This is a genomic window from Mycobacterium sp. (assembly GCF_035314665.1).
Classification (GTDB): Bacteria; Actinomycetota; Actinomycetes; order Mycobacteriales; family Mycobacteriaceae; genus Mycobacterium.
This window is the reverse complement of record NZ_DATFZD010000138.1, coordinates 1-25,760: the sequence shown is the minus strand read 5'-3', so window position 1 is coordinate 25,760 and position 25,760 is coordinate 1. Positions and strand designations below refer to the sequence as shown.

The following is a 25,760-nucleotide window of genomic DNA, read 5'->3' as shown; positions in this document are numbered from 1 at the left end:
CGCCAAAGGCTCGGTCACCCACTACCGCAGTGCTTCGCAAAGCGGAGTTCAGGTGCTCTCGATGCAGCTGGGGGTCATGCCAATCGCTTCCCCCTCCGGTGGCCTGGCTGAGTACCAGCCCCCGGGCTTTCCACCGGTCGGCGTCGACGACGTCGCCGGGCTGGCTGCCGCGTTCGATGATCTGGCAGATCCGCTCACCGCGACCCTGCGTGGGGGAGCGGCGTCGCGTCACTACGCCGATCACTTCAGCGTCGATCACGCCGTGGACGGCCTTGTGGATGTGCTCACCGAAGTGGGTCATCGAATCGGGAAAGCGTCAGTATGAACATGATTGCCGACTCCGCCTCAAACCGGTTGCCGCCATTCGCAATTCACTTTCGAACTGGAGGTAAGTGATAATGCGCGCCCTCGTCGCCGCCCTCGTTGTCGGGTGCGTTTTGGTCAGTGCTTCGGCGGGCTGTTCGTCGCCCTCGCCGGGGAGCACACCGAGCACACCGGCAAGCACGTCAGCCGCCGCGTCGCTGCCAGCAACTTCGGCCATCCGAGACGAGTTGATTCCTGGCATTGGAGCTACGCGGGCCAACTGGGACGACTCGCACACGCTAGACGCGGCGAGCAACAACGGTTCCGACTACGGCGATGATCCCAGTTTGCCCTCGTACCTGACGGATAACGGTGCTGTCTACCGTGACGTAGGCGACCTCGGCACTGGAAGGATCCAGGCCTACACCCTGGCTATGCATACGGTCGACGCACAGGAGGTTCTACGGCAGCTCCGGCAAGAGTTACCGTCCGACGCGACGGTCGCATGGGATCTAACGCGCGATCAGTGTTATCGAGTGGCTTTCAATAGCCCGACCCTGCAGGTCCGCAGGGCGTTACATGGCAGAGGCTGAGCTTGAATACATTCAGCAAGACGGAACGACGGCGACGAGTCCTGACAGGTTCAACATTGCTTCGTTGTGGCTTGACGACGCCGGCTCGCCACCAGACCCTGAAAAAGGCTGCTGATGCTACGCCGTTCGCGCGGACGGCTGTGATTAGGGGCGCGCCGACGACCTTGGAATCGCTATCGTCGCGACGAGACCACGATGGTCCGACCCTGGAATCTTCAGCGTGCGCAGCGACGTTGCCGTGCAATTACGAGTGAGTATGTGGTCGATGGCGATAAAAGGGGGACTCACAATACGATCCAGTGGTCCATATCATGGACCACTGGACGGCGTCAGCCACCCCGCTCGCAACTGCTCGAGCCGCTGTGCCGTCCGAGTGCGGTAGATCTCGACGGCACGAAGCTTCACGTCCTCATAACCTCGAACGAGGTCAGGCAGCCCGGCGATCTCGGCGGCGGGCTCGACGGTCTGTGGTGACAGCCACTGCGCGACTTCGAGGATTGTGGCCCGATACTCGTCGACGAGTGTTCGCTCTAGCCGACGCATCCTGCTGTACCCGAAAATGTCCAGCCTGGTGCCGCGGACCCACCGCATCCCATAGAGCACCCGCAGCCACGGATTGACCCACGATCCCAGGGCCAGCTTGTCCTTGAGACCCATGGCACGAAGCGATGGGGGGTGCAGTCGTATCTTGGCTGTCGCATCCGCACCGAACTCAGCGGCCAACTTCGAGCGGAAGGCGGGATCGACCGCCAAGCGGGCGACCTCGTATTCGTCCTTGTAGGCCATCAACCTGTAGAGGTAACGGGCTACCGCTTCAGTAACAATGGTCGTGCCGGCCGCAGCCGATTCTGCGACCCGGACCTGCTCCACAAAGTCCGTGTACTCCTTTGCGTAAGAGTCATTTTGGTACTCGACTAGGTCCCAAGCCCGCGATAGGACGATGCGCGCCAGTTCGCTCCCTTCGGCCGCCTGCACGGCGGCGGCGATCACGCGCGCGGCGTGTGGTGGCGGCGGAGGTGAGGACGAAGACGTTCTCCGGGTAATCATTTCGCCGGCCGCGAGCGGGTCGCACACCACTTGACGGCCGCGACGAAACGCCTGCAGATTCGTCTCCACGGCCGCGCCGTTCAACGTAATCGCCTGTTCGATTGCCGCGGCGGTCAACGGAATGGCGCCGGCCTGATACGCCGCGCCGACCAGAATCATGTTGGCGTACTGCTCGTTGGCGAACAGCTCCCGGGCGATGTGTCCAGCGTCGAGGTAAACAGCGCGCCGGGTCGATTCATCGATTCGGTCTCGGATGGTCCCCGCGTCGGGAAAGGAAACCGTGGTGTCGACAATCATCTGACCGGTGGGCACCGTCGTGGACGACACGACGGCGACGGTCCGGTCGCGCGACGCCACCTTCAGGTTGGCCGAGTCGGTTCCGACCAGGCTGTCGCAGACGAGATAGAGATCGCAGGTTCCCTCGACCAGCTTCGACGACCGAAGCTGCGGGGCGACGGTCATTTTCAGATCAGAAATGACTGCGCCACCCTTCTGTGCCAAACCGGTTTGATCCAGCCCGCGAACGGACTTGCCGTCCAGCAATGCGGCGGTGGCCAGCATCTGGGAGACCGTGACGACACCGGTGCCACCCACGCCGAGTATGCGCATCGCGAAGCCATCGGAACCGCACACGTTTTCGGGTTCGGGAAGCCGGCTCCCGGCCAACGGCGGCGTGTGTACCTTGACTCGTGCGTGTCCCGGGGTGACCGTCACAAAGGAGGGGCAATCGCCTTTTAGGCACGAATAGTCCAGATTGCACGATGACTGGTGAATCGCTGTCTTTCGGCCGAATTCGGTATCGATCGGATGGACGGAAAGGCAATTGGACTTCTCGCCGCAGTCGCCGCAGCCTTCACAGATCCGTTCGTTGATCACCACTCTGGACGTCGGTGTCTTGATCTGTCCGCGTTTGCGCTTGCGGCGCTTTTCGGCCGCGCACTCCTGGTCGTGGATGAGGACGGTCGTGCCGGGCACTGCGGCGAGTTCCCGCTGCACCGCGATCATCTCGTCGCGGTCGCGGACCTCGATCTCTTTGGGCAGGTTTTGCGAACGGACCCGGTCCAAGTCGTCGGTCGTGACGACGATCTTTGCCACGCCTTCGGCGCATAGCAGCTGAATAAGGCGTTGGAGAGTGAACGCGCCCACCGGATCTTGGCCGCCGGTCATCGCGACGGTCGAGTTGTACAACAGCTTGTATGTGATGTTCTCACCGGATGCGACGGCTGCCCTGATCGCCAGGCTGCCCGAATGCGTGAATGTTCCATCGCCGATGTGCTGAATAAAGTGCTTCTCATGCGCGAATGGCGCCAGTCCCAACCATTGCGCCCCTTCGCCGCCCATCTGGGTCACTCCCATGACGTTGCCGACCAGCTTGTCATCCATGACCATGGTCATGGCGTGACACCCGATACCGCCGCCCACGGTGCTCCCTTGGGGCACCCTCGTCGAGGAGTTGTGGGGACACCCCGAACAGAAATATGGGGTCCGAGTCAGCAGCGGAAGTTCGATACGCGCACGCTTGGATCGCTTCTGCCATTCCAGGACAGGTTCTATCGCGTACTCGTTACCCAGTCTGCGCGCCAGAGCCGTTGCGACACTATCGGTGTCGAGTTCTCCGGAGGCGCTCACCAAAACTTGTCCACTAGGATCGAACTTGCCGATCACACGAGGCGGGTTCGCCGTGCCATACAGCAGGTCCTTGATCGCGGTCTCGACGAACGCGCGCTTCTCTTCGACGACGATGATTTCGTCGAGCCCGCGCGCGAAGTTGCCGACTATCTCGGGATCGAGCGGATAGATCATGCCAACCTTGAGCACACGAATACCGTAGTGGCCCAGTCCGTCGTCACTGATGCCCAACGTGGCCAGAGCCTCCCTGACGTCGAGGTAAGTCTTGCCAGCGGCAACGATCCCCAGCCGATCTCGGTATCCTTGCTGGACAATACGATTCAGTGAATTGGCTCGCGCATACTCGATTGCGCGCGGCAGCCTGTCGTCGATCTGGCTTTGCTCGAATTGCAGCAGATTCCGGCCGATGAGCCGTGCGTCAGGTGTGTGGTGGGCCGCGCCGAGGCCGTCGAAGCTGGGCTCGACGCGCGTGGAGTCTAGTGCCACCGTCATGGATCCATCGGCGACCGCAGTGACGATCTTGAGGCCCGACCACAGCCCGGTGAACCGTGACAGGTAAGGCGCGTGCACAGCATGATCGAGCGCCTCTTGCGGATCGCAGGGATAAAGCGTGGGAATCATCAAGTCCGCCAACGCGAACTCGGATGCGCACGCCACGGTGGAAGACTTCGCGCCGGGATCGTCTCCGACCAGGGCGACAGCCCCGCCTAGCGGATCGGTGCCAATCCGGTTGGCGTGCCGAAGAGCATCGGATGCCCGGTCGAGTCCTGGAGATTTCCCGTACCAGTAGCCGGTGATACCCCGCGTTGTGAACCGGCCCGCTGAACCTGCCAACTGGGTCCCCATCACTGACGTCGCGGCCAGTTCCTCGTTGACAGCGGGGCGGTGCACGATGTCGAATCCGTCCAAGGCCCCCCGCTGCCGCGCGATTTCGAGGTCCAGCCCGGCCAGCGGTGAGCCCTCGTACCCGGCGACGAACGTGGCCGTGTGGCAGCCGCGTGCCGCGTCGAGGATTGCGCGGTCACGAAATGCCCGCACGAGCGCCTGGACCCCAGTCAGGTGGACGGTGCCGGCGCTGCGGACGTATCGATCGTCGAGCGAATAGCTGCCGATGGGCTGCGGAGTTGTCATCGTGGCCTCACGGTGTGTGCGGACAGTTAGTCCACATAATTTGGCTTTACAAGACTAACAGTTCGTCAAATTCGTTCTTGAATCGCATGTGAGTATGTATACTCCATTTTGAGGTGATTGTCGGTATGGCCGCCCCGGGGCAGCGTCGTAACGCAACCCCGCAAGGCGCGACCTGCTTTCACTATTTGAGGAGCGACATGGGACCTCGGCAGGGTGCGCAGACTGAGACGGCAAACACCCCGCGCGGGTCAGACCTTGAGGTGAGGCCCACAACGCCCGCGGATACCGCCGAGATTTGCGATCTGCTCGAGCACGGCTTCGGTATCCCGGCTGATCACTGGCGCCCACTCTGCACGACCAACTGGCTGGCGGACAAGCCGCGAGGCTTCGTTCTCACTGATGGCGGCAGGATCGTCGGCCATGTCGGCTTGATCTGCGTGCAGCGGGAGATCAACGGAAAGACCGGCATCGTCTGCAACCATTCCGGCTTTTATGTCGCGCCGGATTATCGCGGTCGGGGCTTGGGGGCGACGCTCTCCGCGGCCGCCGTGGGGCGCGACGAGCGCATCACCCACACCTCCCTCACCCCCGCCCCGGTGACACAACGGATCCTAGAGGCCTCGGGGTGGTCAATCCTCGACCGGCACGTGTTGCTGTTCCCGCCGGGGCTCAATGCCGAAACCCTTTGGCAGTCGCGTGTCGACATCGATGTCAACGATCGGACAGTGCGCGCGTCGCTCGGGCAGGCCGAGCGCCGGATCTACGATGACCACGCGTCCTATGACTGCCTGCACATGACCGCCTGCGATGCCGGCGGCACGGCCTACCTGGTGGTCAAGCGGCGTCTGCGCCGTACGACGAGGTGGGCGGTCGGGATTCCGTTGTCCCAGATATTGTATTGCAGCGCGCCGGACGTGCTTGCTCGCAACCTCGAACGAATCAAGCTGGCGATCATGTGGCAACAGAAGACCTTCGGCATCGCGATGAACGAGCGCCTCTTTCCCAAGGCGCCGCGTGCGATCAGAAGGGAGGAAATCGCCCAATACCGATCGGCGATATTCACCCCGGACGAACTCGACCTGCTGTACTCGGAGTTCGTGCTGCTCGATATCTAACGGGGCTTCGCCCCAGCCCGACGAGGCATGCCGTGGTCGCCTTGGGTTGGGAGGCTCCGGTCGGACGGGGTTGAGACCGTGACCGGTCCGGTGTATGAACCGCATAGCGCGGTTGGTATCACGCAGGTGGATTGATATCAGCCCCGTGACGCATCTAACCGAGCTAATCGCGGATCTGGGTGACCGCGACGCGGAGCGTGGCATCGCCCCCACTTTGAGGCAGCGCAGGGCTTCGGGGATCAGCGCCACCCCGGAAGGCGCATGAGGTGCCCGCAACGATCGCCAATGCGGTGTTCAACGCCACCGGCAGGCGCGTCACCGATCTGCTCATCACGGTGGAAAAGCTGCTGTGAACGCCCAACTCCGCTAAAGTGCAGTCGGCTTTGAATATTCCGGAAGGGGAACGACGGGACTATGAGAAAGCTTAGTGTTGGGTATCTAGTTGATGATGGATACCAACCGAGCCTAGTTTATGACTTAATAGAGAAGAGCAAATCGGCAGAGCATTATTCAATCGACTACTTGGTTGTGCAGACATTTGCCGAGGACAAGAATCTGCTTAAAAGGGCTTACAGGTTATTCAAAAAACGGGATTTTCTAAAATTTGTCGCCGCTGCCTGCTTCAAGGCTATTTTAGCCTTAGAAAGCCGTATGTTTGTCAAGGATCCCAAACGTAAAAGCGCTTTTGACATGCATCATGTTGATACTTTTCATGTGCCAAAAATACACGTTCGCCCACTCAAACTTACGAGCGGATTGGTTTATCGGTATCGTGAAGAAGACCTAGATAAGATCAAGAGTTTAAATGTCGATGTCCTTTTCAACGGGCAAAGTGGAACTTTGCGCGGCGGAATTTTGACAGTATGCGAATTCGGAATTATCTCTTTTCATTACGGGAATAATCACGTAAATGGAGGAGGCCCTCCCGGCTTCTGGGAGGTGTTTAATCGAGAGCCGTCAACGGGCTTCGTAATACAAAGATTGCCGGATGAATTAGACGTGGACGCACAAGTGGCGTGCGACGTCATCGACGGGGACGTGCTCATGAGAGGCTCCATTGCTACGATATCCCCTTATGCGCGAAATCTTGCACAAATCTACAAGAAGTCAAATATCTTTATGCATAGATTTCTTGAAGATTTGGGCAGGACAAGGATTTTGCCCCAATTTCTGCCTAGGTCGCCTTATGTATATCAACCCTACACGATGCCCTCATTATATGTTATTGCTTTATATCAAATTAAAACCTTTATTACGATGACTCGACGGCTTTTCAACAGGCTGGGTGGCAAAGAACAACGCTGGGGCGTCGCCTACCAGTTCGCTGAAAATTGGCAAAGTTCAGTGCTCTCGGGATCAAATATCATTGCGAACCCTCCCTATCGCTGTCTTGCTGATCCTTTCGTTTTCAGGCACGGGGATTTGGACGTGTGTTTCGTTGAGGATCTCGACTTCAGAACTAACAGAGGCAAAATATCTGTTTTTAAAATCAGCGGTAACAAATACGAGGAGCTCGGCTCCGCCCTGGATGAGCCGTTTCACTTGTCGTACCCATTTATCTTCACAGTCGACAATGAACTATATATGTGTCCCGAAACTGGGGAGATAAGAGAAATACGGCTGTATAAATGCACTGAATTTCCACTTCGGTGGTCCTTCCATAAGACTCTAATTAAGGATGTCTCTGCAGTAGACACCAACATATTCTTTTTCAAAGACAGATGGTGGCTGCTGACCAATATTGATAGTTCCGAAATAGGAGAGAATTGCTCGGAACTGCACATATTTTACTCCAATGCTTTCGACTCTGATGCATGGACGCCGCACGCAAAAAATCCTGTGATTTTCGATAGCGAAAGAGCCAGAAATGGAGGCTTTTTTCGAGACGGTGAGAAGTTATTCCGAGTATTTCAAAGACAGGGCTTTGATCGATACGGCGAATCAATGGGAATCGCACAGATCAAAGACCTGGGAACGGAGACTTATCGCGAAGAAACCGTTAGGATAATAGAGCCGAGCTTTGCCCCGAAGATCGTTGGAACTCACACTTTCTCCAATTATCGCGGCTTATTGGCAGTTGATTTTGTGAAGGTTGAGCAAGTCAAAGCTGCTTCTCGCTGAGCCTGATTTATCGGAGCGCCAGGAACCCGCAGCACGAGGAACAAGGCCAAGCCGTGTTCGACGCGAATACGCCGCGGCGGGCCGTAGTACGCGCAGCCAGGGGCGGGACGTGGTAGTTGCGGGTTCGGCCGGGTTTGTCGACGAGCCGTTTGCCGCGCAGCCCCGTTCACAGCAGCTTTTCTACCGTGATGGGCAGATCGCTGACGCGCCTGCCGGTGGCGTTGAACACGGCATTGGCGATCGCGGCGGGTACCCCGACGATCACCAACTCGCCGAGTCCCTTGACGCCGATCGGGCCGGCGATCTTGTCCTCCGCGGGTAAGAAGGTCGCGTCCAGGGCGGGGATGTCGGCGTTGACCGGAACCAGATAATCGGACATGTTCGCGTTGACGATCCGGCCGTCACGGTGGTCGAGTTGGGTCCCTTCCAACAGGGCCATCCCAATGCCTCCGACCATGCCGCCGATCGCCTGACTGTGCGCGAGTTTGGGATTGATCACCCGGCCCGCGTCGTAGCATCCATACATGCGGCGGATCCGCACCGTCGCAAGCAGTGGGTCCACAACGACTTCGGCGAATACGGCTCCGTAGGCGTACATCGAGTATCGCTTGTCGGCGTCGCTGGGCGTCCACGTCTGCTCAGAATCCAGATGGGGCCAGCCGCGCCGGCGCAACAGTTCCTGGTACGTCTCGCCGCGGTCGGGTCCGGCCTTGGAAATTGTGGAGAACATGCGGCCATCAGTGACCGCAACGTCCTCCGGGCGCAGGCCGTTGAGTGGCGATTCCGGGTCGATGACAGCTATGCGAATGAACCTGTCGCGCAGCATGTTCGCTGCGGTGAACACCGCCGCGCCCACACTCGCCATGGTCTGCGAGCCCGAGTGCGGAGGCGCTGGCGGGAACCCACTATCGCCGAGGGCAAAACGCACCCGTCTAAGCGGCATCCCCAGAGCGTCCGCGGCGACCTGCGTCATCGACGTATACGTTCCGGGTCCCATGTCGCTCGTTCCGCTTTGCACCTCGGCGGTGCCATCGGCCAAAACCCTAGCGATTGCAGCACATTGACTACGCGCCGTGAAAAAGGCCGCCGCGGCCATCCCGATCCCAACGAGTTGATCGCCGTCGTGGGTGGCCCCGGGCGTCGGATTACGCCGGTTCCACCCGAAGGTCGCCGCGCCCTGCCTGAGGCAGTCGGTGAGTCGTCTCGTGGAAAACGGCGTGCCGGTGGTCTGGTCGACATCGGGTTCGTTGCGCAGGCGCAACTCGATCGGGTCCATGCCCAGCCGGTGTGCGAGATCGTCCATGCCGGACTCGAGCGCAAACATTCCGGTGACCGCGCCGGGTCCCCTCATGTACGTCGGCAGATTGACGTCCAGCGGCACAATGCGATACGTCGAACGCATGTTGGGCACGCGGTAGAGGAACCGCGGATTGCCGACCAGCCCATCCTCATAGGTGCCGTATTTGGCTGTCTCGGTGCGCCCCTCGTGGATCATGGCGACGATGTGTCCGGAGTGGTCTGCCCCGATGGCCATGCGCTGCCGGCTGGTGGGCCGGTAGCCGATTGCGCTGTACATCTGCTTGCGGGTCAGCACCAGCTTGACGGGTCGTTGCATTCGCCGAGCGGCGAAGGCGGCCAGGAGTTGATGCGGCCAGGTCTCTCCGGCACTACCGAACGCACCGCCGACGAATGGGGAGATCACCCGTACGTGGTCTTGGGGCACGCCCATCGCCTTGGCGTAGACCTGCCGCGCCGAGCTGATGCTTTGCACTTTGTCCCACACCGTGAGCTTCTCGCCGTCCCACTTGGCAATGGTTGCAGGCAATTCCATCGGATTGTGATTGTTGCGGGCGATGCTGAACTGGAGGTCTGTCACCACCGACGCACGGCGAATCGCCTGGTCCGCATCACCGCGGGTGTAGTCGCGGTTGTAATGCCCGGGTTGCGTAACGGCCTGCGGTGCATCGATATCCGTCAATATTGGTCGGCTTGAATAACGGACATCGACGAGCGACGCCCCGTGGGCCGCCGCCTCGAGTGTCGTGGCGATCACCACGGCGAGCGGCTGGCCGAAGTAGGAAACCTGGCGGGTGTCGAACGGCAATTTCCCCCCGGTGAAGTCGGTCAGCACCCGAAGCACGTCATGGTGCCGCAGTGCGGCACTGGTGTCCATTTGGTTGACGCGACCGCGTGCCACCGTGCTGCACACCAGCGTGGCGTACACCAATCCGGGAACCTGGTTGTCGGCCGCGTATGGGGCCTTCCCGGTTACTTTGAGCTGGCCGTCGACCCGGGTAACCGGCTGGCCGCAGACGAACTGTGACACGGCGGGCAATGGGTGCGTCATGGCATCGCCGCCACGGTGGCCAATTGTCTCTCGACGGTGCGCTTGAGGAGTTCGACCTTGAAACCGTTCTCGCGCAAAGGCTTTGCGCCGTCAGCGGCAAGCGCGGCCGCAGCGCGGAAGACGTCGGCATTGGGTGGCCGCCCGCGCAATGCTCCTTCGACCGCCGGCAAGCGCCACGGCACGGTGCCAACCCCGCCGACTGCGACCCTCGCGCTGCGTATCGTGCCGGCGCCGATATCGAGTGCCACCGCCGCCGAGGTCAGTGCGAACTCGTAGGACTCACGATCGCGCACCTTGAGGTAGCCGGACCGACGGGCCTCGGGCCCGACCGGCACCTCGATGGCGGCGATCAGCTCGCCGGGGCGAAGGTTGTGCTCCTGCTCAGGTGTGTCGCCGGGCTGGCGGAAGAGATCAGGAAGGGGAAGCCGCCGCTCCCCGGACGTGTCCCGGGCCACCACCACGGCATCCAGTGCGAGCAGTGCAACCGCGAGGTCTGAGGGGTGGGTCGCGACGCAGTGTCGGCTCGTGCCAAGTATTGCGTGCGTGCGGTTGCGCCCCTCGATCGCCGAGCAGCCGGTGCCGGGGCTGCGCCGGTTGCACGCGGCGGACACGTCGCGGAAGTACAGGCACCTGGTGCGTTGCAGCAGGTTGCCGCCGATGGAGGCCATGTTGCGCAGCTGAGCCGAGGCGCTGAGCTCGAGGGCTTGACCGATCATGGGAATTTGTTGCCGGACCACTGGATGGGCGGCCAGATCGGACATCCGCACCAGGGATCCGACGTAGATTTTCCCCGGCTGCGGGTCGATTGACGTGTACGGGAGGGCGTTGATGTCGACCAGCGCGTCGGGCCGTTCGACGGTTTCGCGCATCAGGTCGACGAGCGTGGTACCACCGGCGATGTAACGAGCACCGGCCGCCGCGGCCCGCAACGCCGACTGCTCGTCGGCGGCCTTGGCGTACCGGAACGGCAACACGTGCTAGTGGTCCCGCGCCGCGGTCGCGACTGCGTTGACGATGTTGGTGTAGGCCCCGCAGCGGCAGATGTTGCCGCTCATCCACTCTCGTATTTCCGCCGGCGAGCGCGCGTGCCCTTCAGCGATACACCCGACCCCGGACATGATCTGGCCCGGCGTGCAGTAACCACATTGAAACGCGTCCTCGTCAATGAACGCCTGTTGGAGCGGATGGAGTCTGCCGTTGTCGGCCAAGCCCTCGATGGTGCTGATCTGCGCTCCGTCGTGCATCACCGCCAGCGTCAGGCAGGAGTTGATCCTACGACCGTTAACCAACACCGTGCATGCACCGCACGCGCCCTGGTCGCAGCCCTTCTTCGTTCCGGGCAATCCCGCTTGTTCGCGCAGCATGTCCAACAGCGACATGCGGTTGTCGACGGTGAATTCTCGATGCTCACCGTTGATCTGGGCGCGTACGACCGCGGTGTGGCTTTCGTCGTGGCCGTGGTCGGTGCGGTCACATCCGGCAACGGCGGGCCAGGCGGCGACGGCGCCACCCACGGCGAGGGAGGCGCCCACGAATGTCCTGCGGTTGAGTCGGAGTCGGTCGTCCACTGGTTCAGCTAATGAGGCTCGCGGGCATGGAACGCCTCGCGATGCACCCTCGCGCGACCCAACTGGGCGAACGTGCTTTGCACCACGCAAATGCTATGCCCGCCCACACCGTTGGCATCGAGTGGGCGGTCCCGTGCCGGGCCTATTCGCTTCGCGAAACGTACTGCGGCCATCGTTTCGACGCCTAATCCGGCTGAAGCACCTTCAGTTTCGGCTCGTCGAGGGCGGCCGGAACTTGGTCGATGGCGTCACGGGCACTGCGGCGGCGCAGGGCCTTGGTGACCGCCGGCGCGGCGTGCTTGGCACCGAACATGAAGCGCTGGACCGGACCAAAGACCGGTGCGGCGGGCAGACCGACGATGAACAGTCCGTTGACCGAGGTCTCGAAATGCGCGTTGAGGCGCGCATAGGGGCCCTCCCGCTCGATCTGGGCGCGCAGTGTGGGTTCGAGGCAATCGATCCGGTCGAGCGCGACGTCGAATCCGGTGGCGGCGATCACGTGATCGGTGAGAATCTCTGTCGCACCGGCGGGGCCGGTCAGGCCAAGCCGCACTTGGCCGTCCACGGCCTGTGCCGAGGCGATCTGATGCTCGAAGAGGACATCGATTTTGCCCTCGACGATTTTGCCCTCGACGCGCTCGCGTAACCACCACGCTCCCGAGGGGCCCCAGCTGTTGAGGAAAAAGCGGTGCCGCTTGGCCGGCTTGAAGATGCGGCGGTAAAGAAATGGCAACTCCGAGATCGCCCAGGAGCGCCATCCGGGTCCAAGACCGGACTCGGGGCAGCGCAGTCTTTCGATCAAAGTGGGGTCGGGCCGCGTGGGGCTGTTCCAGGTGATCTGCTTGCGCCGTATCACCAGGCGGGTGGTGGCTCCTGCTTCTTGCAAGAGCGCGGCCGATTCGAGGGCGGACCCTCCGGCGCCGACGACGGTTACGTCGCGACCGGCGAACTGCCGCAGATCGTGCAGCGCGGTGCTGTGCAGGCACATTGCGTCGGGCAAACCCTTGAGCTCGTCGGGAACGTGGCGAAAGCCCATGTGGCCGGTCGCGAGGACCACCCGGCGGGCTTTGGCCACCGTGCCATCGTCAAGCTCGAGGGAAAAGACGCCGTCTGCGCGGGTGACCCGGCGCACCTTGGCGCGGCGCACCTCGCCGACGGCGTTTCGGCGAAACCAGTCTGCGTAGTCCAAGAAGCGCTGCAGCGGGATCGGGTCGCGCACCGGCCGATAGGGGATACCCTGCTCGGCAAGGAATTTCGCGTAGCTAAAGCGCCTTGCCGGATCCGACAAGTCGGAGGCAAACGGCTCGGATTTCAGCTTCATGCCCTGCGGCATGAAGTCCCGCCAGCTCTCCAGCGGCTCGCCGAAAACCTCGTGCGGAACCCCGGCAACGCGCAGATGCGCGGCGACAGATAGGCCATAGGGGCCTGCACCGACAACTGCCGTATCGATCGGCTGCATTCTTTATCCTCCAATGGTTGATGTTTGGGTCACGCGCAAGTTGATGTTTGGATCACGGGGCATGGGTTCCGTCACAGGTCGCGACCGCCGAAGCTCAGCAACGCGGCGCGCGCGCTTCGCGAGGCGCGCAAGCGCCGACGTTCTCGCGTAGGTGTAGAGGCTGTAGACGCCTGGCAAAGGATCGGCGCGGCGAAAATAGCCGTCCACGAATCGCGTGCCGGGTGGAAGCGCACCCGCGCGAGGGCGGTGCCTGAACGAGGCTCGCCACGCAACCGTGGGGTCGATCGCTGCTGCCGGCTCGACGGGCTCGCCGAGCGCTGTCCGATACGCGATGGCCGGAATGTTCATGCCGCAAAGGGTTGCGATCTCTTCCTGCCAGTCGGCGCGACCGACGGTCGGCTCGACGACGACGAACTGCCCGGTGCGTCGATGACGCTTGAACTCCAGCCCGCCGATGCCGCGATAGTGGCTGTCCGTCACGAAGGCCTGGGTCTGCGCGGCCAGCGTCTGATGTTGTTCGGTTGCCGCCGCCACGCACAGCGCTGTGCTGCCGACGAGCGGAGGGTCGCAAATCATCTTGCGGCCCGTGAACAGCGCCACGATGCGGGCCTGCCCGTCACAAACAAACAGGGTGAAGTAGATGTCGTCGTCATCGCCGTCGATCCACTCCTGGACCAGCACCGAGGAAGCGGCGCAGCGCATGCGCCGCGCGACCGCGCGCGCCTCCGCCACGGTATCGGCGCGCGTCGTCCGCTCGGCCGGCGCCAGCTCATGGTCGGCTGGCTTCACGACCACCGGCATCGACAAGACGTCGAGGGCCTGCTCATCGTGGCCCTCCTCGAGCACCACCGCGCGCGGCACCCGTAGCCCGATCTCTTCGGCGTAGGCCTGGAATTTGGCCTTGTCCATGAGTACTTCGACCATCGTCACGGTCGGCAGGGCCAAAAAGTAGTGTGCTTCCAGCGCGGCCCGCCCCCGCGAGACGGTCAGAACCTGGACGTCGCTGCTCAGGATCAATACCGCCTTCTCACCGATCCGGCCGGCGATCGACAACAGGCCGTCGACCAGCCCCTGTCCCTCGAGGTCGGGCACCCGCAAGAGCGTGCATTGGCGCGAGAGGCCAGCAGGGCAAAAGCGCGTGTCGCACGCGAGATATACCGGAATACCGGCGCTCGCCAGACTGCGCACGACTCCAAGCGCAGTGAGCACGCCGCCGACCACCACCACAGGGGTCACTGGGCACCCATGGCTTCCCCCTCACGGATATGGACCGACCCCCCGCAAAGCGACCGCAGCGATCATGGGCTTGCCGGTACAAACGGATGATTCGGCTTTACGACTATATACATACTTTTCGGATAATGTCCAGCCGTAAAGCAGACTTATAGTATCCACTGAACGTGGTGCGGGGTATACGTGGGAACACACGGGCCATCCAGGCTCGGATCAAGCTGGCAGTTTCTACCGCACCAGCGCGGACCCTGTCCCCGGGCTTTGCGCGGATGGCAAGAAACGGGTCGTGATTCTGCCAGAGCCGGCGACGGACTCTGCGCACCGAAGCGGATGATGGAAAGCTGCGAACACTACAAAAGAACAAAAGGTGACCAGGAGAGCGCATATGAGCGCCAGCGGCGATGATCGATCAACTCCAGAACACTGGCGGCTCGTGCCGATACCGGTGGTCACCCGCGTGCTGGCGGTCATCGGTGCCGTCGTGTTGGCCGTGGTCCTGTCTGGATGTCGGGGTGCGCCGTGGACTGGTCCGACTTACCGGGTCACCGCCACCGTGCCCGTCGGCAAGCTCCCGGACGGGGTGGCGGTGGACCCGGGCACCCACACCGCCTACGTCACCAACCTCGACGACGACACGGTGTCGGTGATCAACGCCTCGACGCGCACCATGACCGCCACCGTGCCCGTCGGCAAGAGACCGATCGAGGTGGCGGCGGACCCGGGCACCCACACCGCCTACGTCACCAACTACGGCGACAACACGGTGTCGGTGATCAACGCCTCGACGCGCACCATGACCGCCACCGTGCCCGTCGGCAAGAGACCGGACGGGGTGGCGGCGGACCCGGGCACCCACACCGCCTACGTCACCAACCTCGACGACGACACGGTGTCGGTGATCGACGCCTCGACGCGCACCGTGACCGCCACTGTGCCCGTCGGCAGGGGCTCGGTGGGGGTGGCGGTGGATCCGGGCACCCACACCGTCTACGTCACCAACCTCGACGACGGCACGGTGTCGGTGATCGAATCTCGATAGTAGTTGCATCGGCGTCTGGGCGCGGCGTGTCGGCTGCCGGTCGTACATCTCGGGCGGCATGCCGACGCTGTTGTCCCAGAGGTCGTTGTCGATCAACCATTGCCGGGCGTCGCCTGGCGGCTCAGAACGTTCTTTGTCAATTCGGTATCAGTGCCCAGTGAGCGCCGTCGAATGCGCAGTAGATCAGGTGTGTTTTATCGGCGACGGCGTGGTCGAACCGGGCTACCCCCGACGCCACGATCTGGGGTCCGAGGTCAACTGGCTGCGCGGTTCCGTTATTCCGCAGCAACAGCTTTTGCCCGTTTACCGGGACACCGATCAGCGCAATTTAGACCATCGGCTCCGCGAGGGCGTCGATGCTGTACAGGCGGAGTACGTCCGTGGACCCGCAACCGTCGACCGCTTCGCTTCAGCAAGAGCGGCGACCGAAACGTTGGAGAGGGTCCTACAGCACGCAGGTGGCTCTGGCTCGACCGTCGTCCACCGAGTTGATGCGCTAGCATCAGATGCATGCGCACCACGCTGTCATTGGATGATGACGTACTGCTCGCGGTGAAGGAACGCGCGCGCCGCGAGAACCGCACCGCAGGCGAGGTCCTGTCCGATCTTGCCCGGCAGGCGCTCACGCAACAGCAACGCGCCGATCCGCGTACAGGGCCGGAAAGCTTCTATGGTTTCAAACCCTTCGAACATCGGGGGTCCACCGTGTCCAACGCCCTCATCGACCGGCTGCGTGACGAGGAAGCCGTGTGACGCGTGCCCTGCTGGACGTCAATGTCCTTATCGCACTGCTCGACAGCGATCACGTCGACCACCAGCGTGTTCGCGGGTGGGTCGGCGCCGAGATCGTCCACGGCTGGGCGTCGTGTGCAATAACTCAAAACGGCTTCGTTCGAATCATCAGCCAGCCTCGATACCCCAGCCCAGTGCCGCCTGCCCACGCGATCGGCAGGTTGGCACGCGCCGCGGCGACCGAACATCACGAGTACTGGCCATGTTCGGTCAGCCTGCTCGACGACGAGCTTATCGACTACTCGCGGTTGCACGGGCATCGCCAGGTAACCGACGCATATCTACTCGCGCTCGCAACCGCCAACGGCGGCCGGTTCGCGACTCTCGATCAGTCGATTCCCCTTGACGCTGTCCGCAACGCCAGCGCGGCTAACCTGACGCTGATCTGATTTAGTCAGGCCGGGCATCCCGAGAATCGCATCCGCCTCATTCGTCACACATCGGCGTGGGTACGACGCGGATGACCGGTTCATCTGCGGCGTGCGTGGGGCCGGTGGTGGCCCGCCTGTCGTAGACCTTGCACGGCCGTCAACCTGCGGAGAGGCAAATACTCTAAGTCGGATTTTCCTCACCATACCATCCGATGGGTATGTACACTCCTGCCTATGACGATATTCGGTTTGGAAAGGTGTGTCCAGAGCAGAGGGGGCTGTTTCTCCAGGAGCCCGACCAGCCGTGGTGGTGCCGCTCTCGGCGTTGCCCGCCGCCTGATTGGCCGAAGGCCATGAAAGTGGTGCTGTTCTGTGCGGCTACGGCAACCGCATGCGCACCGCCGAAGACGACCTCGTGCCAAAACCGCGGATGCAGCGGATCGGGCTGGCATGGTTCTGCCGGTTGACCCGCGAGCCGCGACGGTTGGCCCGCCGTCATCTGCCGCCGGGCCCGATGAATTCACCGCGCGCGGTGCGCGCCCAACTCGGGGGCCGGTCACCTCACCGGGTATGACACGTCAGGTAGTTGTTTTCCTGGCGGCGTCGATCGTCCTGCACTGCGTGGTCAGCCTTTGGCTGGGGCCGATGATCTTCAACGATTCTCCTCGCTATACCGCTCTCGGCCCCTGGCATCCCGCTATCGACGTACTGGGTGTGGATGGGACCGGGTCGCCGTTCGTTCAGCTCGTCTGGCTGTTACCTATCCCGTTGGCTCTGGTGGCCCAGTCGATTCTGGGTGGGTTGGTGTGGGCGTTCGCAACCATCGCCGGTTTGGTGGTGATCCGGTCGCGGCGTGTGGCTATTGGGTGGTTGGCGGTGTTCACGCTGATGTATTGGCAGCCCAGGGTTCTACTCTTGGACGCCGCGATCCTTTCAGAGTCGCTGACGATATCGGGATCGCTGGCCTGTGTCACTGGGGCGGTGTGCGTATCGAATGTGCGGGCGCGGCAGGCCGTACCCCTCCCTGTCGTCTGTATTGCGATGGTGGGGGGATTCGGTGTCGCCGTGTTGAGCCGGCCAGTAACCCTGATCGCCCTGGCGCCGATCATGTTTGTGGCGTTCCTGCTCGCTTGGCGGGACGGCTGCCGCCGCCCACTATTGGTGCTGTGTGCCTTCGCCATCACCGCCTACGGTGTGTTGCTTAGTGCCAACGTCGCCCACTCATCGAGTGAAGTGTGGCGGGCGCAGGACCGCCTCGCCCTGCGTGCAACCCCGGAGATGATCGCGGCAGCCCACCAGACAGGCTTTACCGACTGCCCCGAGCTGACATCCGACCGGTTGATCAAGTCCGCTCGGGACGCCTACCAGTGGTATCCGATCGGCCCACTCCAGATACGCCGATCGGGCGATGGGACACCACCAATCGACGCCGTCAGAAACACCCAATGCAGTGGGATTTCGAACTGGGTTAAGGCCAGACACCTCACCCCGGTCGAGCAACTCGTCTACATCCCCGGCGACACCGTGTCGGGATACATTTCCGACGTGTTCAACCTGTGGCTCGAACACGCCTTCTCCCCAGACCCCATCCGGTTCGGGCCGATCTTCACGGTCCTCTTCGACCTAGCGGCGTTGACCACCCTCGGTGTGTCAGCTTGGCGGCGGCAGGGTCCTGCACGGGTGTGGATCCTTGTCGGGACCGCGTTCCTGTCGTGGTTCGCTTATTCGATTGTGGTGTGGTTATCGGATCCTGTCGAATTGGGCCGACACTTCCTGCCCATCCCAGTAGTCCTCGCCCCATTCGCTTTCTCGGCTGCTCTGTTCCTCCGGCCGGAACGTGATTCGGACACGATATAGCCATCGGCATTCGAAGTAGCTTGCCGTTGTTGTGCCACGGCGGCATGACCCATTGATTCGCCATCGCCATCGGCATCTTCACCCAACGCCAGGCGCCTGGGCACCCTTTTGGGCCGCGTGGAAATTAACGCGCGTCTGCGTCGGACAACCCAGTCGTGGCTGCACCTGCCGCGCCGTCGGGGCCTGACCTGGCCCTGTCACGACCCCCCGGCCACAGCGCCCGCAAGACGACGCGGTCAGCCGGTGGGCCCGCTTAGCTTTGTCTTCCTGGGGCCAGGACTCCTGACATACCTTGCGGGTGCGCTTGAGCGAGAACCCTCGCCCGCCGGTGGCGAACCTACTCCCTTTAGCGACATCGGCGCTTGATCAACGAGTCGATGAGGCGTACGCACGCTGGCGTTCACCGTGCCGCGCCAGTCAGTGTCGGCGTCTGTTCGGCGCCCGTCAGCGCCGGTGTCTGTTCGGCGCCCAACCGCTCCGTGCGCCCCCGGCTGGCGAACGCCATCGCCGACCCGAGGGCCAGGCCCAGTGTCAACGCGCCGTACCCCTCCGGATATGGGGCGACGGTGCACACCATGAGCATGCCGACACTTATCGCCGCACTGATCTTGGCCGGCGCCGACGCAGAGCGCAGCGCCCGGAACAGCGGCGTGAGCGCGAACAACGCAAACGCCGCCATGCCCACCGCCCCGGCTTTGGCGAGCCACCATAGGTAGAAGTTGTGAGCGTAAACGGTGCCGGCGGTTGCGCTGGTACTGCCCACCTTCCCGTACGGCAGCTGATAGGCATACCCGAGCCCGTGGCCGAACACTGGGGCCTTGGCGATCGCGCGATTGAGGTTGGCGTCTTCGCGCAGCCTGGCCAGCAGCGAATCGTCCACGGCGAGCGCCTTTGACGAAACACCGCCGAGCACCCGGTTATCGAATCCGGTGAACTGATCACCGAGCCAGGCCCCGGCCGACGAATGCTGGAGCAGAAACAGCGACCCCGGTACCGTCACCAGCAATAACACCGCGCAGACAACGGTGAAGACGGCTGTCTTGCGCACGGCCGACCAACCTAGGCTGGCGACGAACGCGACGACGGCGGCCACCGTGATCTCGATTAGGACGTTGCGGGAGAACGCTAGCCCCGAAACGACCACCGCGGGCGGGCCCAACATAAGATACGTCGCCGGCCGGACACGACCAACGATCGAAGCGGCGACCAGTGCGCTCAAGACGGCAGTAGCCGCTGTTTCGGCGGGGGTGATTATGCGGAAGGCCTCGGCGCCCGCGCATTGCGCCATCGCAGCGCATCCCCCGCCGGCTCCCCTCATGGTTTCCGTCCGGCCGGCCAGCCGGACGGCGTGCAACGAACCAGCGACATCCATGCCGGCCGAAAACCACAACGTCACGGCGATCGTGTGCATCGCCCCCTTGATGTAGTCGCAGTACACGAGCAGCATCGCCAGCACGAACCCGGCGACCACCTCGAACAGACCCGTCGCCTCGCTCACCACCCACTTGGCGTCACGTCCGGACGCGAATCCAACTACCATGAAGCACACCACGGTCAACAGAAACATTCCCGGCAACAGGTAGGCGGAGAAGCGTGGTCGCGCAATCGGGATCAGGTAGCAGATTGCCAGCAACAGCCCGACCTGGTACGCGTAGATCACCACCGGGCCGAAGACCATGCCCAGAGGCACGCTGGCGGGAAACGACCCGTACCCCGCGAACAGCGCGAAGCACGCCATCAGCTGCGGTTTGATCCGATACACGGCCACGCAGAACAACATGCCGATCAGCGCAAGCCCACGAAAGTTGCGCACCGAGAGTGCGCCGAAGAGGAAGCACCCGAACAGGAACGCCGCCAGCATGGCCCCGGAGAGTGCCAAGTTTAGCCGGCGATCACGCACGTACAGGATCACGATGCGCCGACGAGCTTTGCCCGGTACGGCTTTCGCCAGTACGTCCGGACAGCAGCTTTAGTGTGCCGGGACACCCGAGCATCGGTCAGTACGGTGCCGACGACATTGGTACCGGTTGAGCGCAGGGCATGCAGTGCGTCTTCGACCTCATCGACGGTGGTGCGCCCCGCACGCACGACCAACACGGTGACTTCCACAGCGTCGGCCAGCAGGCCGGTGTCAGCGGTGGCCAGCACCGGTGGGCCGTCGACCACCAGTCGACTGAAGCGTGCGGACAAGTCCTGGAACACGTCCGGCAAGTCCGCACAGCGGGGCAAGGTCTCGTCGTCGCGGGCTTTTCGTGATGCAAGGACGAACAGGTTCTGAATGCGTGTGTTATGCACTGCTTCGAGGCCAGTATCGCGGTCGACGAGCAAGTTGGCCAGTCCGCACCCCGACTGGACACTCATCAAGCCGGCGATCACCGGTCGGCGGATATCGCCCTCGACGAGCAGCACTTTCTCGCCGAGTTCGACGAACGAGAGGGCCAAATTCAGCGCCGTCGTGGTGCTGCCTTCGCCGCCGAACGGCGCCGCCACCAACACTCGGCGGGCCTCAGGTCCCATCGCCCTGAGCAATCGGGTGCGTAAACCGCGCATCGCGTCGTCGAATGAGCTTTCGGTACCAAACCGCGGTGCGCTGCCACCACGCCGCGCGGGCAGCTGCGCCAAAGTCGGTGAAACCGAAAGCTCTTCCAGCTGCTCGCGGCTGCGTATCGTGCGATCAGCCGCGTCGCGAGTGAGGGCCGCTGCAACGCCGAGAAGAACACCGCCGATGAGTCCGAGGACCATGTTGCGCATGGGCGCTGGCGCGACCGGGCTAGTGGGTACGCCGGGTCGCTCCACCACCGTCGCCCTGGCTACCGGCAACGGTGGCTGACCCGGTGCCGGCTGCGAGGGGGAAGGCTCTGTGGTCGGGGTTTCTTGGGCCGCCGGCGCACCGGGGTCCCTGCCGAGCGTCGGAACCATCGCGCTGAATTGATCGGCCATCGCACCGGCCAGCGCCGCCACCCGTTTGGGGTCGGTGTCGGTGACGGTGATGGTGAACAGCATCGTCTCCGGCGTATAAGTCACATGGGTCTGGCCCGCCAGAGCACCGGCGCTGACCGGGACGTGGAGCTCGTTGACCGCACGCTGAGCCACGGTGTACCCGCCGGCGATCGCCGCGTAGGACGACAGCAGTTTTTGCGAAGCGTCCGTGGCGTTATACAGATCGACGAATGACCTCACGCCGGAGACCGAGACCAGGATGGTGGCGGACGCCTGGTAAGCCTTGTTCTGGACGGCCGTGAGGGTTCCGGCACCTACCAGGCACGCCAGCAGCGCTCCTGCAAAGAGTTTCCACTGCCGGACCAGAGTGCCGACAAAGGTACGGAAATTCATCTAACACCTCACTCTAGGTATGTAAGTAGGAGAATAGCGTCTATCCTGTCCGTTGTGAACGGGATGGACAAACCGATCGCATAAGTATGCGTCGCAATCGGGGGCAACGATGTCGCATAGAGTTTGTGAGCTTGCTGCCGTGGTCGCGTGCGCGGGGCCGGCAAGAGGGGATATGGCGGACACGCCGCAGTTCACACGGGCCCGTTGCTTGCCATTGCCAGCCCGGCCATACCGGCGGCCGCGCAGGAGATATCCAATCCGCTGCGCGGTCAGTATGAAGATCTCTTGACACCACTTTTCCCGCAAACAATCCCGCGCAGCGGCGATATCCCGCCTAGCCCAAGACGTATGACGCCGAGACGCGGGTGTCGTGGCGCCAGCTGCAGCCCAGAGATCCAGGCACGCTGGCGCCCGATGCTCCCGACGACCAAAAGTACGACTTCAGCGTGATCGATGACACGTTGGCGCAGCTGGCCGGCCGCGGCATGCGGTTGATGCTGCGCGTGCACGCGTACAACTCGTGTTGCGATCCCGACTATCCGAACGATACGAATATCGCGATTCCCGACTGGGTGTGCGCCCTTCCCGGCGCCAGCACCGACTATGCCGGACCGGCGGTGACCAGTGCTAGTCAAACAACCCTGCCCACCGGCTCATCCGCGCCCAGGATTACGCAGGTCGTGCCGAACTGGAACAACCCTAATTACCTGGCCGCTTTCGAGCAGCTGCTCGCCGCGCTGGGTCGCCGCTACGACCGCGACGAGCGGTTCAGCGTTTTCGAGTTCTCGGGGTATGGCGACTTCAGCGAGGACCACATCGCGTATGTGCGCGACGTGCTGGGCGCGCCGGGCCCGGCGCCTGAAGACCGCGTCGCAGCCCTGGGATATTACAGCACGGACCGTGCCCAGACCATCACCGTCGCGTCCATTCGGCGGCTGGTCGCCGCGCATGTCAACGCGTTCCCCCACACCCAACTGGTGGTCAACCTGCCGAACCCGGAAATCGCGCGTGAGTTGCTCGCCGACGACGTCACCAAGAAGCTGGCCGCGCCGGTGGGCTTCCGCTCCGACGCTTGTCAAGCAAGGGAGCACGGTGGAAATCCTCCGACGTTACAACATAAACTACGTGGTGCAATTCGTCACCGAAAACGACGTTGTCAAAATTCCATCGCAATACATCGTATTCCGTTCGGAACCATTCACTTACGCAAAATTGCCAGGAAGATTTCTGATTGTTGACGCTTCTCGTTGGATCGAGTGTCCAACCTGCTGGTGGCCAGGATATGCTGGATCGGCAGTGAACAGCTGAGTATGTCTGCGACAGACTCACCGTGCCTGACTTCAACCCCCAAACAGAGGGACCAGTTGGGGCGTTCTGCGGTTGATCCCTACGATCCGACACGCCTCGGAATTACTCACCCCCTGCACAATCAGCCGAACGAACCACTCCTGCTTCTCCACCAGCATTCCGCCACGCCGGGTCTTCCGCTCTGCTCGCACCGCAACCTCCGAATAGCCTCGGTGTTGCGACGTTCACTGGAATCCGCCCTGTCACAGCCAGCGACGCCCACTGCAGCGGTCGCCGATGTGCTGTCATGGTCCAACTGGCGACGAAAACACCAAGCCCGAGCGCGACTCTGCCACCACGGAAAACACCATCAACAACAATGACCCCGATCTAGCAGGAGGCGTGATCGATCAATTGCGCTGATGGAAATGGCCCACACGTCATTCACCCATTCGGTGGGTCTTCGAGCCAGCAACGAAACTTACTTTGGTCATGGTCGAAATTCACATAAATGGGCGGCGGTTGCAGAACGCGCCATCCAGTGGCTGCCGGTGACGGCACGATTGTTTGGTTGCAAACAAATATCCGGCGGTAGTTCCCGCGCGCGAGCGTTGAGTCTTTGCGAAATCGCGCATTGTCGAGCTTGTAGAGCTGATCTTGGGAAATCACCAGATCGCGTTCGTTACTCGTCAGACCGGGGTCGAAATTTTTCGAGCGAAGCGGTGAGGGGGAGCGGCCGCCGTCGCTGGCATAGACAATCGCCGACAACCGGTCAAGAAAATCGGGGTCGAGAGCGCGTTGGATGGCGCGCCGTTGGTCCCAGTCCTGGAACAACGCTCCTCGGTTTAGCCGCGGCGCGAATTGGAGTTGGTCCGACGCAGTCGGCCTTTCGAACAGGCTGATCGACAGAAGCGAATTCGCGATCAGAGACAGCGCCACAATCGCTGGGACCAGGCGCGGCTGCCGCGGCGCACTCAGGGCCAGCAACGAGGCGGGGATGAGAGGCAGAATGTATTCCAGCTTGTCGGGCTGCGCGACAAAGCGGATGACGAAGAGCGGCCAGATGAGAAGGAACAATTTCTCGGTCAGCGTGGTGTCGATGCCTTGCGAGCCAATTGTTTGGCGTACCAAAATAAAGGTGCCTGCCACCAGCGCGGCAAGGCCTGCGACGCCGAACAGGTTCACAAATCCAAATATGGAGACGAATAGGCGGCGCAAAAGAGTTGCTTCGCCGAGCATTTCCTGCGTTCTGCGCAGCGGTGAGAGGCCACCATTGATTGTCGTAAAAACAAGCATCACAGCCAATGCCGCTACAGCATTGCTTCCGACAAACAAAAGTGATGCGCGCTTTTGGCGCTTGAGCTGCCAAAGCACAGCGGCGAAAAGAGCAAGGCAAGCGGGCCAGAAATCGGGCCGTGTCAGCACTAATGCGCCTATCGTGACGGCGTAGAGGGCCAATTGCCAATTCCGTCTCGCGCCGAGCCAGCCTTGGGCAAGTGCGATGGCGGCAACGAAGAAAAACGTCGCTTGCGCCCATTCCGTCGGGGATGTCGCCTCAATCAGAAAGATCGGATTGAAGACGAAGCCCGCCACGGCCCAGATCGCCAGCGACCCCTGAGCCTTCAACTGCCGCAGAAAAATAGCGATCGACGCTAGCGAAAGTAGCAGCGAATAGATATTGACAAGAGTCAAGCCGCCCAGCGGATACAGAACACTCGCGACCGCTTCGTACAGGGGATTGCCAAGAGAGCGACTGGGGAAATAGTGCCCGTGGAGAATCGCAGGCACGCTTTTCTCGAAAATAGCTCTTGAATCGCCATGGGAGCCGAAACCAAGGCGCACGCCGATCAGCGAAACCGCCACGAAAGCCATGAGAAAGAGTGACAGCCACAGCTTGGTGGTCCAATTGGAATCCGAGGCCCGGGTGAACCGGCCCACCATGGTCCGCATCTGATCCGGGTCCGTCATAAAGCGGGTAGGCACCTGAATGCCTCCTTACCTAGAAACATCAATTGATGGATGGTGATGGTCGGAGCGTCACGCTCACCGCCCGCAAACCATCCAAAGCGGCGAAGCGACGGATCGCCACGAATCGGTCGAAGTTCGCTCGCACCCAACCGGATTCGGGTTCCAAGATCGTCTTGCCGCTGGCGAGGGCGGCTGAAGGCCGGACGACAGTCGCCACACCGGCCGACCTGCGTGTCGGAACGCTGCCAACCGGTTCGGTGTCACGGCGCCCCCCCGCTGGTAGGAGCCGCTGGCGAGCGAGCGGCCACCACTTCGGTGAGCACCTTCAGCAGGCGATCGGCGCTGTAGTCGACGGCGAATCGCTGCGCGTAGTGGCGCGCTGCCGCGGCTCCGCGCAGTGCCGCGGTGCGTGGGTCGGCCAGCTCGTCAAACGCGGTGGCGAGCCCGGCGACGTCGTCGACACCGACCGGCGGGCAGCCCGGCGGCTGGAATTCGGGCAGCCCACCGGCCGTGGAAACAATCGGCGTGACGCCCAGCTGCATCGACAGCACCTGCACGCCGCTCTGG

General features: G+C 62.4%; 18 protein-coding genes and 2 pseudogenes. 9 read left to right on the top strand and 11 right to left on the bottom strand.

What is annotated here, in order from left to right; all coding sequences use genetic code 11:
• On the top strand, nt 1-325 hold a 325-nt coding region (locus VKI00_RS11095), incomplete at its 5' end, for a glycosyltransferase (RefSeq protein ID WP_414687169.1).
• An 880-nt stretch (nt 326-1,205) separates the two neighbouring features.
• On the opposite strand, the gene VKI00_RS11090 is transcribed toward VKI00_RS11095, so the two are convergent.
• A complete protein-coding gene (locus tag VKI00_RS11090; RefSeq protein WP_324437511.1) occupies nt 1,206-4,703 on the bottom strand; it encodes an indolepyruvate ferredoxin oxidoreductase family protein in 3,498 nt (1,165 codons plus the stop codon).
• 125 nt (nt 4,704-4,828) lie between these two features.
• Here VKI00_RS11090 and VKI00_RS11085 point away from each other — a divergent pair, with 125 nt between their 5' ends.
• Nucleotides 4,829-5,818, top strand: coding sequence for a GNAT family N-acetyltransferase (locus VKI00_RS11085; protein ID WP_324437510.1), 990 nt, complete (start codon nt 4,829-4,831; stop codon nt 5,816-5,818).
• A gap of 414 nt (nt 5,819-6,232) precedes the next feature.
• Nucleotides 6,233-7,939, top strand: coding sequence for a glucosamine inositolphosphorylceramide transferase family protein (locus tag VKI00_RS11080; RefSeq protein WP_324437509.1), 1,707 nt, complete (start codon nt 6,233-6,235; stop codon nt 7,937-7,939).
• A gap of 166 nt (nt 7,940-8,105) precedes the next feature.
• Here VKI00_RS11080 and VKI00_RS11075 read toward each other — a convergent pair whose 3' ends face one another.
• The 5 genes from VKI00_RS11075 to VKI00_RS11055 form a co-directional block, all read right to left on the bottom strand.
• Nucleotides 8,106-10,286 (bottom strand): xanthine dehydrogenase family protein molybdopterin-binding subunit, encoded by a 2,181-nt coding sequence (locus VKI00_RS11075; RefSeq protein WP_324437508.1) that lies wholly within the window; start codon nt 10,284-10,286, stop codon nt 8,106-8,108.
• On the bottom strand, nt 10,283-11,260 hold the full coding sequence (locus tag VKI00_RS11070; protein WP_324437507.1) for an FAD binding domain-containing protein: 978 nt from the start codon (nt 11,258-11,260) through the stop codon (nt 10,283-10,285). Before VKI00_RS11070 ends, VKI00_RS11075 begins: the two co-directional genes overlap by 4 nt.
• Before the next feature lie 3 nt (nt 11,261-11,263).
• A complete protein-coding gene (locus VKI00_RS11065) occupies nt 11,264-11,854 on the bottom strand; it encodes a (2Fe-2S)-binding protein (RefSeq protein ID WP_324437506.1) in 591 nt (196 codons plus the stop codon).
• A 184-nt stretch (nt 11,855-12,038) separates the two neighbouring features.
• Entirely contained in the window at nt 12,039-13,313 is a 1,275-nt protein-coding gene (locus VKI00_RS11060) for an NAD(P)-binding domain-containing protein (RefSeq protein ID WP_324437505.1), read from the bottom strand.
• Nucleotides 13,314-13,316: 3 nt separating this feature from the next.
• Nucleotides 13,317-14,549, bottom strand: coding sequence for a hypothetical protein (locus tag VKI00_RS11055; protein ID WP_324437504.1), 1,233 nt, complete (start codon nt 14,547-14,549; stop codon nt 13,317-13,319).
• A 382-nt stretch (nt 14,550-14,931) separates the two neighbouring features.
• On the opposite strand from VKI00_RS11055, the gene VKI00_RS11050 reads away from it, so the two are divergent.
• The 5 genes from VKI00_RS11050 to VKI00_RS11030 all read left to right on the top strand — a co-directional run bounded on the left by VKI00_RS11050 (nt 14,932) and on the right by VKI00_RS11030 (nt 18,605).
• Entirely contained in the window at nt 14,932-15,585 is a 654-nt protein-coding gene (locus VKI00_RS11050) for a YncE family protein (protein ID WP_324437503.1), read from the top strand.
• Between the two features lie 510 nt (nt 15,586-16,095).
• The gene (locus VKI00_RS11045) at nt 16,096-16,338 is read left to right on the top strand and encodes a CopG family transcriptional regulator (RefSeq protein ID WP_324437502.1); all 243 of its coding nucleotides are present in this window, start codon (nt 16,096-16,098) and stop codon (nt 16,336-16,338) included.
• Nucleotides 16,335-16,766 (top strand): TA system VapC family ribonuclease toxin, encoded by a 432-nt coding sequence (locus VKI00_RS11040; protein ID WP_324437501.1) that lies wholly within the window; start codon nt 16,335-16,337, stop codon nt 16,764-16,766. The genes VKI00_RS11045 and VKI00_RS11040 overlap by 4 nt, the downstream gene beginning before the upstream one ends.
• 373 nt (nt 16,767-17,139) lie before the next feature.
• Entirely contained in the window at nt 17,140-17,322 is a 183-nt protein-coding gene (locus VKI00_RS11035) for a hypothetical protein (RefSeq protein ID WP_324437500.1), read from the top strand.
• Nucleotides 17,319-18,605, top strand: coding sequence for a hypothetical protein (locus tag VKI00_RS11030; protein WP_324437499.1), 1,287 nt, complete (start codon nt 17,319-17,321; stop codon nt 18,603-18,605). Before VKI00_RS11035 ends, VKI00_RS11030 begins: the two co-directional genes overlap by 4 nt.
• 400 nt (nt 18,606-19,005) lie before the next feature.
• On the opposite strand, the gene VKI00_RS11025 is transcribed toward VKI00_RS11030, so the two are convergent.
• On the bottom strand, nt 19,006-20,466 hold the full coding sequence (locus VKI00_RS11025) for an O-antigen ligase family protein (RefSeq protein ID WP_324437498.1): 1,461 nt from the start codon (nt 20,464-20,466) through the stop codon (nt 19,006-19,008).
• Between the two features lie 47 nt (nt 20,467-20,513).
• Nucleotides 20,514-21,938: an AAA family ATPase gene (locus VKI00_RS11020; protein ID WP_324437497.1), complete on the bottom strand. Its 1,425-nt coding sequence runs from the start codon at nt 21,936-21,938 to the stop codon at nt 20,514-20,516.
• A 147-nt stretch (nt 21,939-22,085) separates the two neighbouring features.
• Here VKI00_RS11020 and VKI00_RS11015 point away from each other — a divergent pair.
• Nucleotides 22,086-23,008: pseudogene (locus VKI00_RS11015) on the top strand (hypothetical protein); the annotation flags it as partial.
• A gap of 300 nt (nt 23,009-23,308) precedes the next feature.
• On the opposite strand, the pseudogene VKI00_RS33940 reads toward VKI00_RS11015, so the two are convergent.
• From VKI00_RS33940 to VKI00_RS11005, 3 genes and pseudogenes are all read right to left on the bottom strand, one after another.
• Nucleotides 23,309-23,437 (bottom strand): annotated as a pseudogene (locus VKI00_RS33940) (IS30 family transposase); the annotation flags it as partial.
• Nucleotides 23,438-23,669: 232 nt separating this feature from the next.
• Nucleotides 23,670-25,208, bottom strand: coding sequence for a hypothetical protein (locus VKI00_RS11010; protein ID WP_324437496.1), 1,539 nt, complete (start codon nt 25,206-25,208; stop codon nt 23,670-23,672).
• Nucleotides 25,209-25,453: 245 nt separating this feature from the next.
• The coding region (locus VKI00_RS11005; protein ID WP_414687168.1) for a glycosyltransferase at nt 25,454-25,760 on the bottom strand (307 nt) is incomplete at its 5' end.

Bases quoted from the DNA above. Each gene is read 5' to 3' on its own strand.
- VKI00_RS11090 (WP_324437511.1), bottom strand. From the start codon at position 4,703: ATGACAACTCCGCAGCCCATCGGCAGCTATTCGCTCGACGATCGATAC.
- VKI00_RS11085 (WP_324437510.1), top strand. From the start codon at position 4,829: ATGGCCGCCCCGGGGCAGCGTCGTAACGCAACCCCGCAAGGCGCGACC.
- VKI00_RS11080 (WP_324437509.1), top strand. From the start codon at position 6,233: ATGAGAAAGCTTAGTGTTGGGTATCTAGTTGATGATGGATACCAACCG.
- VKI00_RS11075 (WP_324437508.1), bottom strand. From the start codon at position 10,286: ATGACGCACCCATTGCCCGCCGTGTCACAGTTCGTCTGCGGCCAGCCG.
- VKI00_RS11060 (WP_324437505.1), bottom strand. From the start codon at position 13,313: ATGCAGCCGATCGATACGGCAGTTGTCGGTGCAGGCCCCTATGGCCTA.
- VKI00_RS11050 (WP_324437503.1), top strand. From the start codon at position 14,932: ATGAGCGCCAGCGGCGATGATCGATCAACTCCAGAACACTGGCGGCTC.
- VKI00_RS11045 (WP_324437502.1), top strand. From the start codon at position 16,096: ATGCGCACCACGCTGTCATTGGATGATGACGTACTGCTCGCGGTGAAG.
- VKI00_RS11035 (WP_324437500.1), top strand. From the start codon at position 17,140: ATGCGCACCGCCGAAGACGACCTCGTGCCAAAACCGCGGATGCAGCGG.
- VKI00_RS11030 (WP_324437499.1), top strand. From the start codon at position 17,319: ATGACACGTCAGGTAGTTGTTTTCCTGGCGGCGTCGATCGTCCTGCAC.
- VKI00_RS11025 (WP_324437498.1), bottom strand. From the start codon at position 20,466: ATGCTGGCGGCGTTCCTGTTCGGGTGCTTCCTCTTCGGCGCACTCTCG.
- VKI00_RS11020 (WP_324437497.1), bottom strand. From the start codon at position 21,938: ATGAATTTCCGTACCTTTGTCGGCACTCTGGTCCGGCAGTGGAAACTC.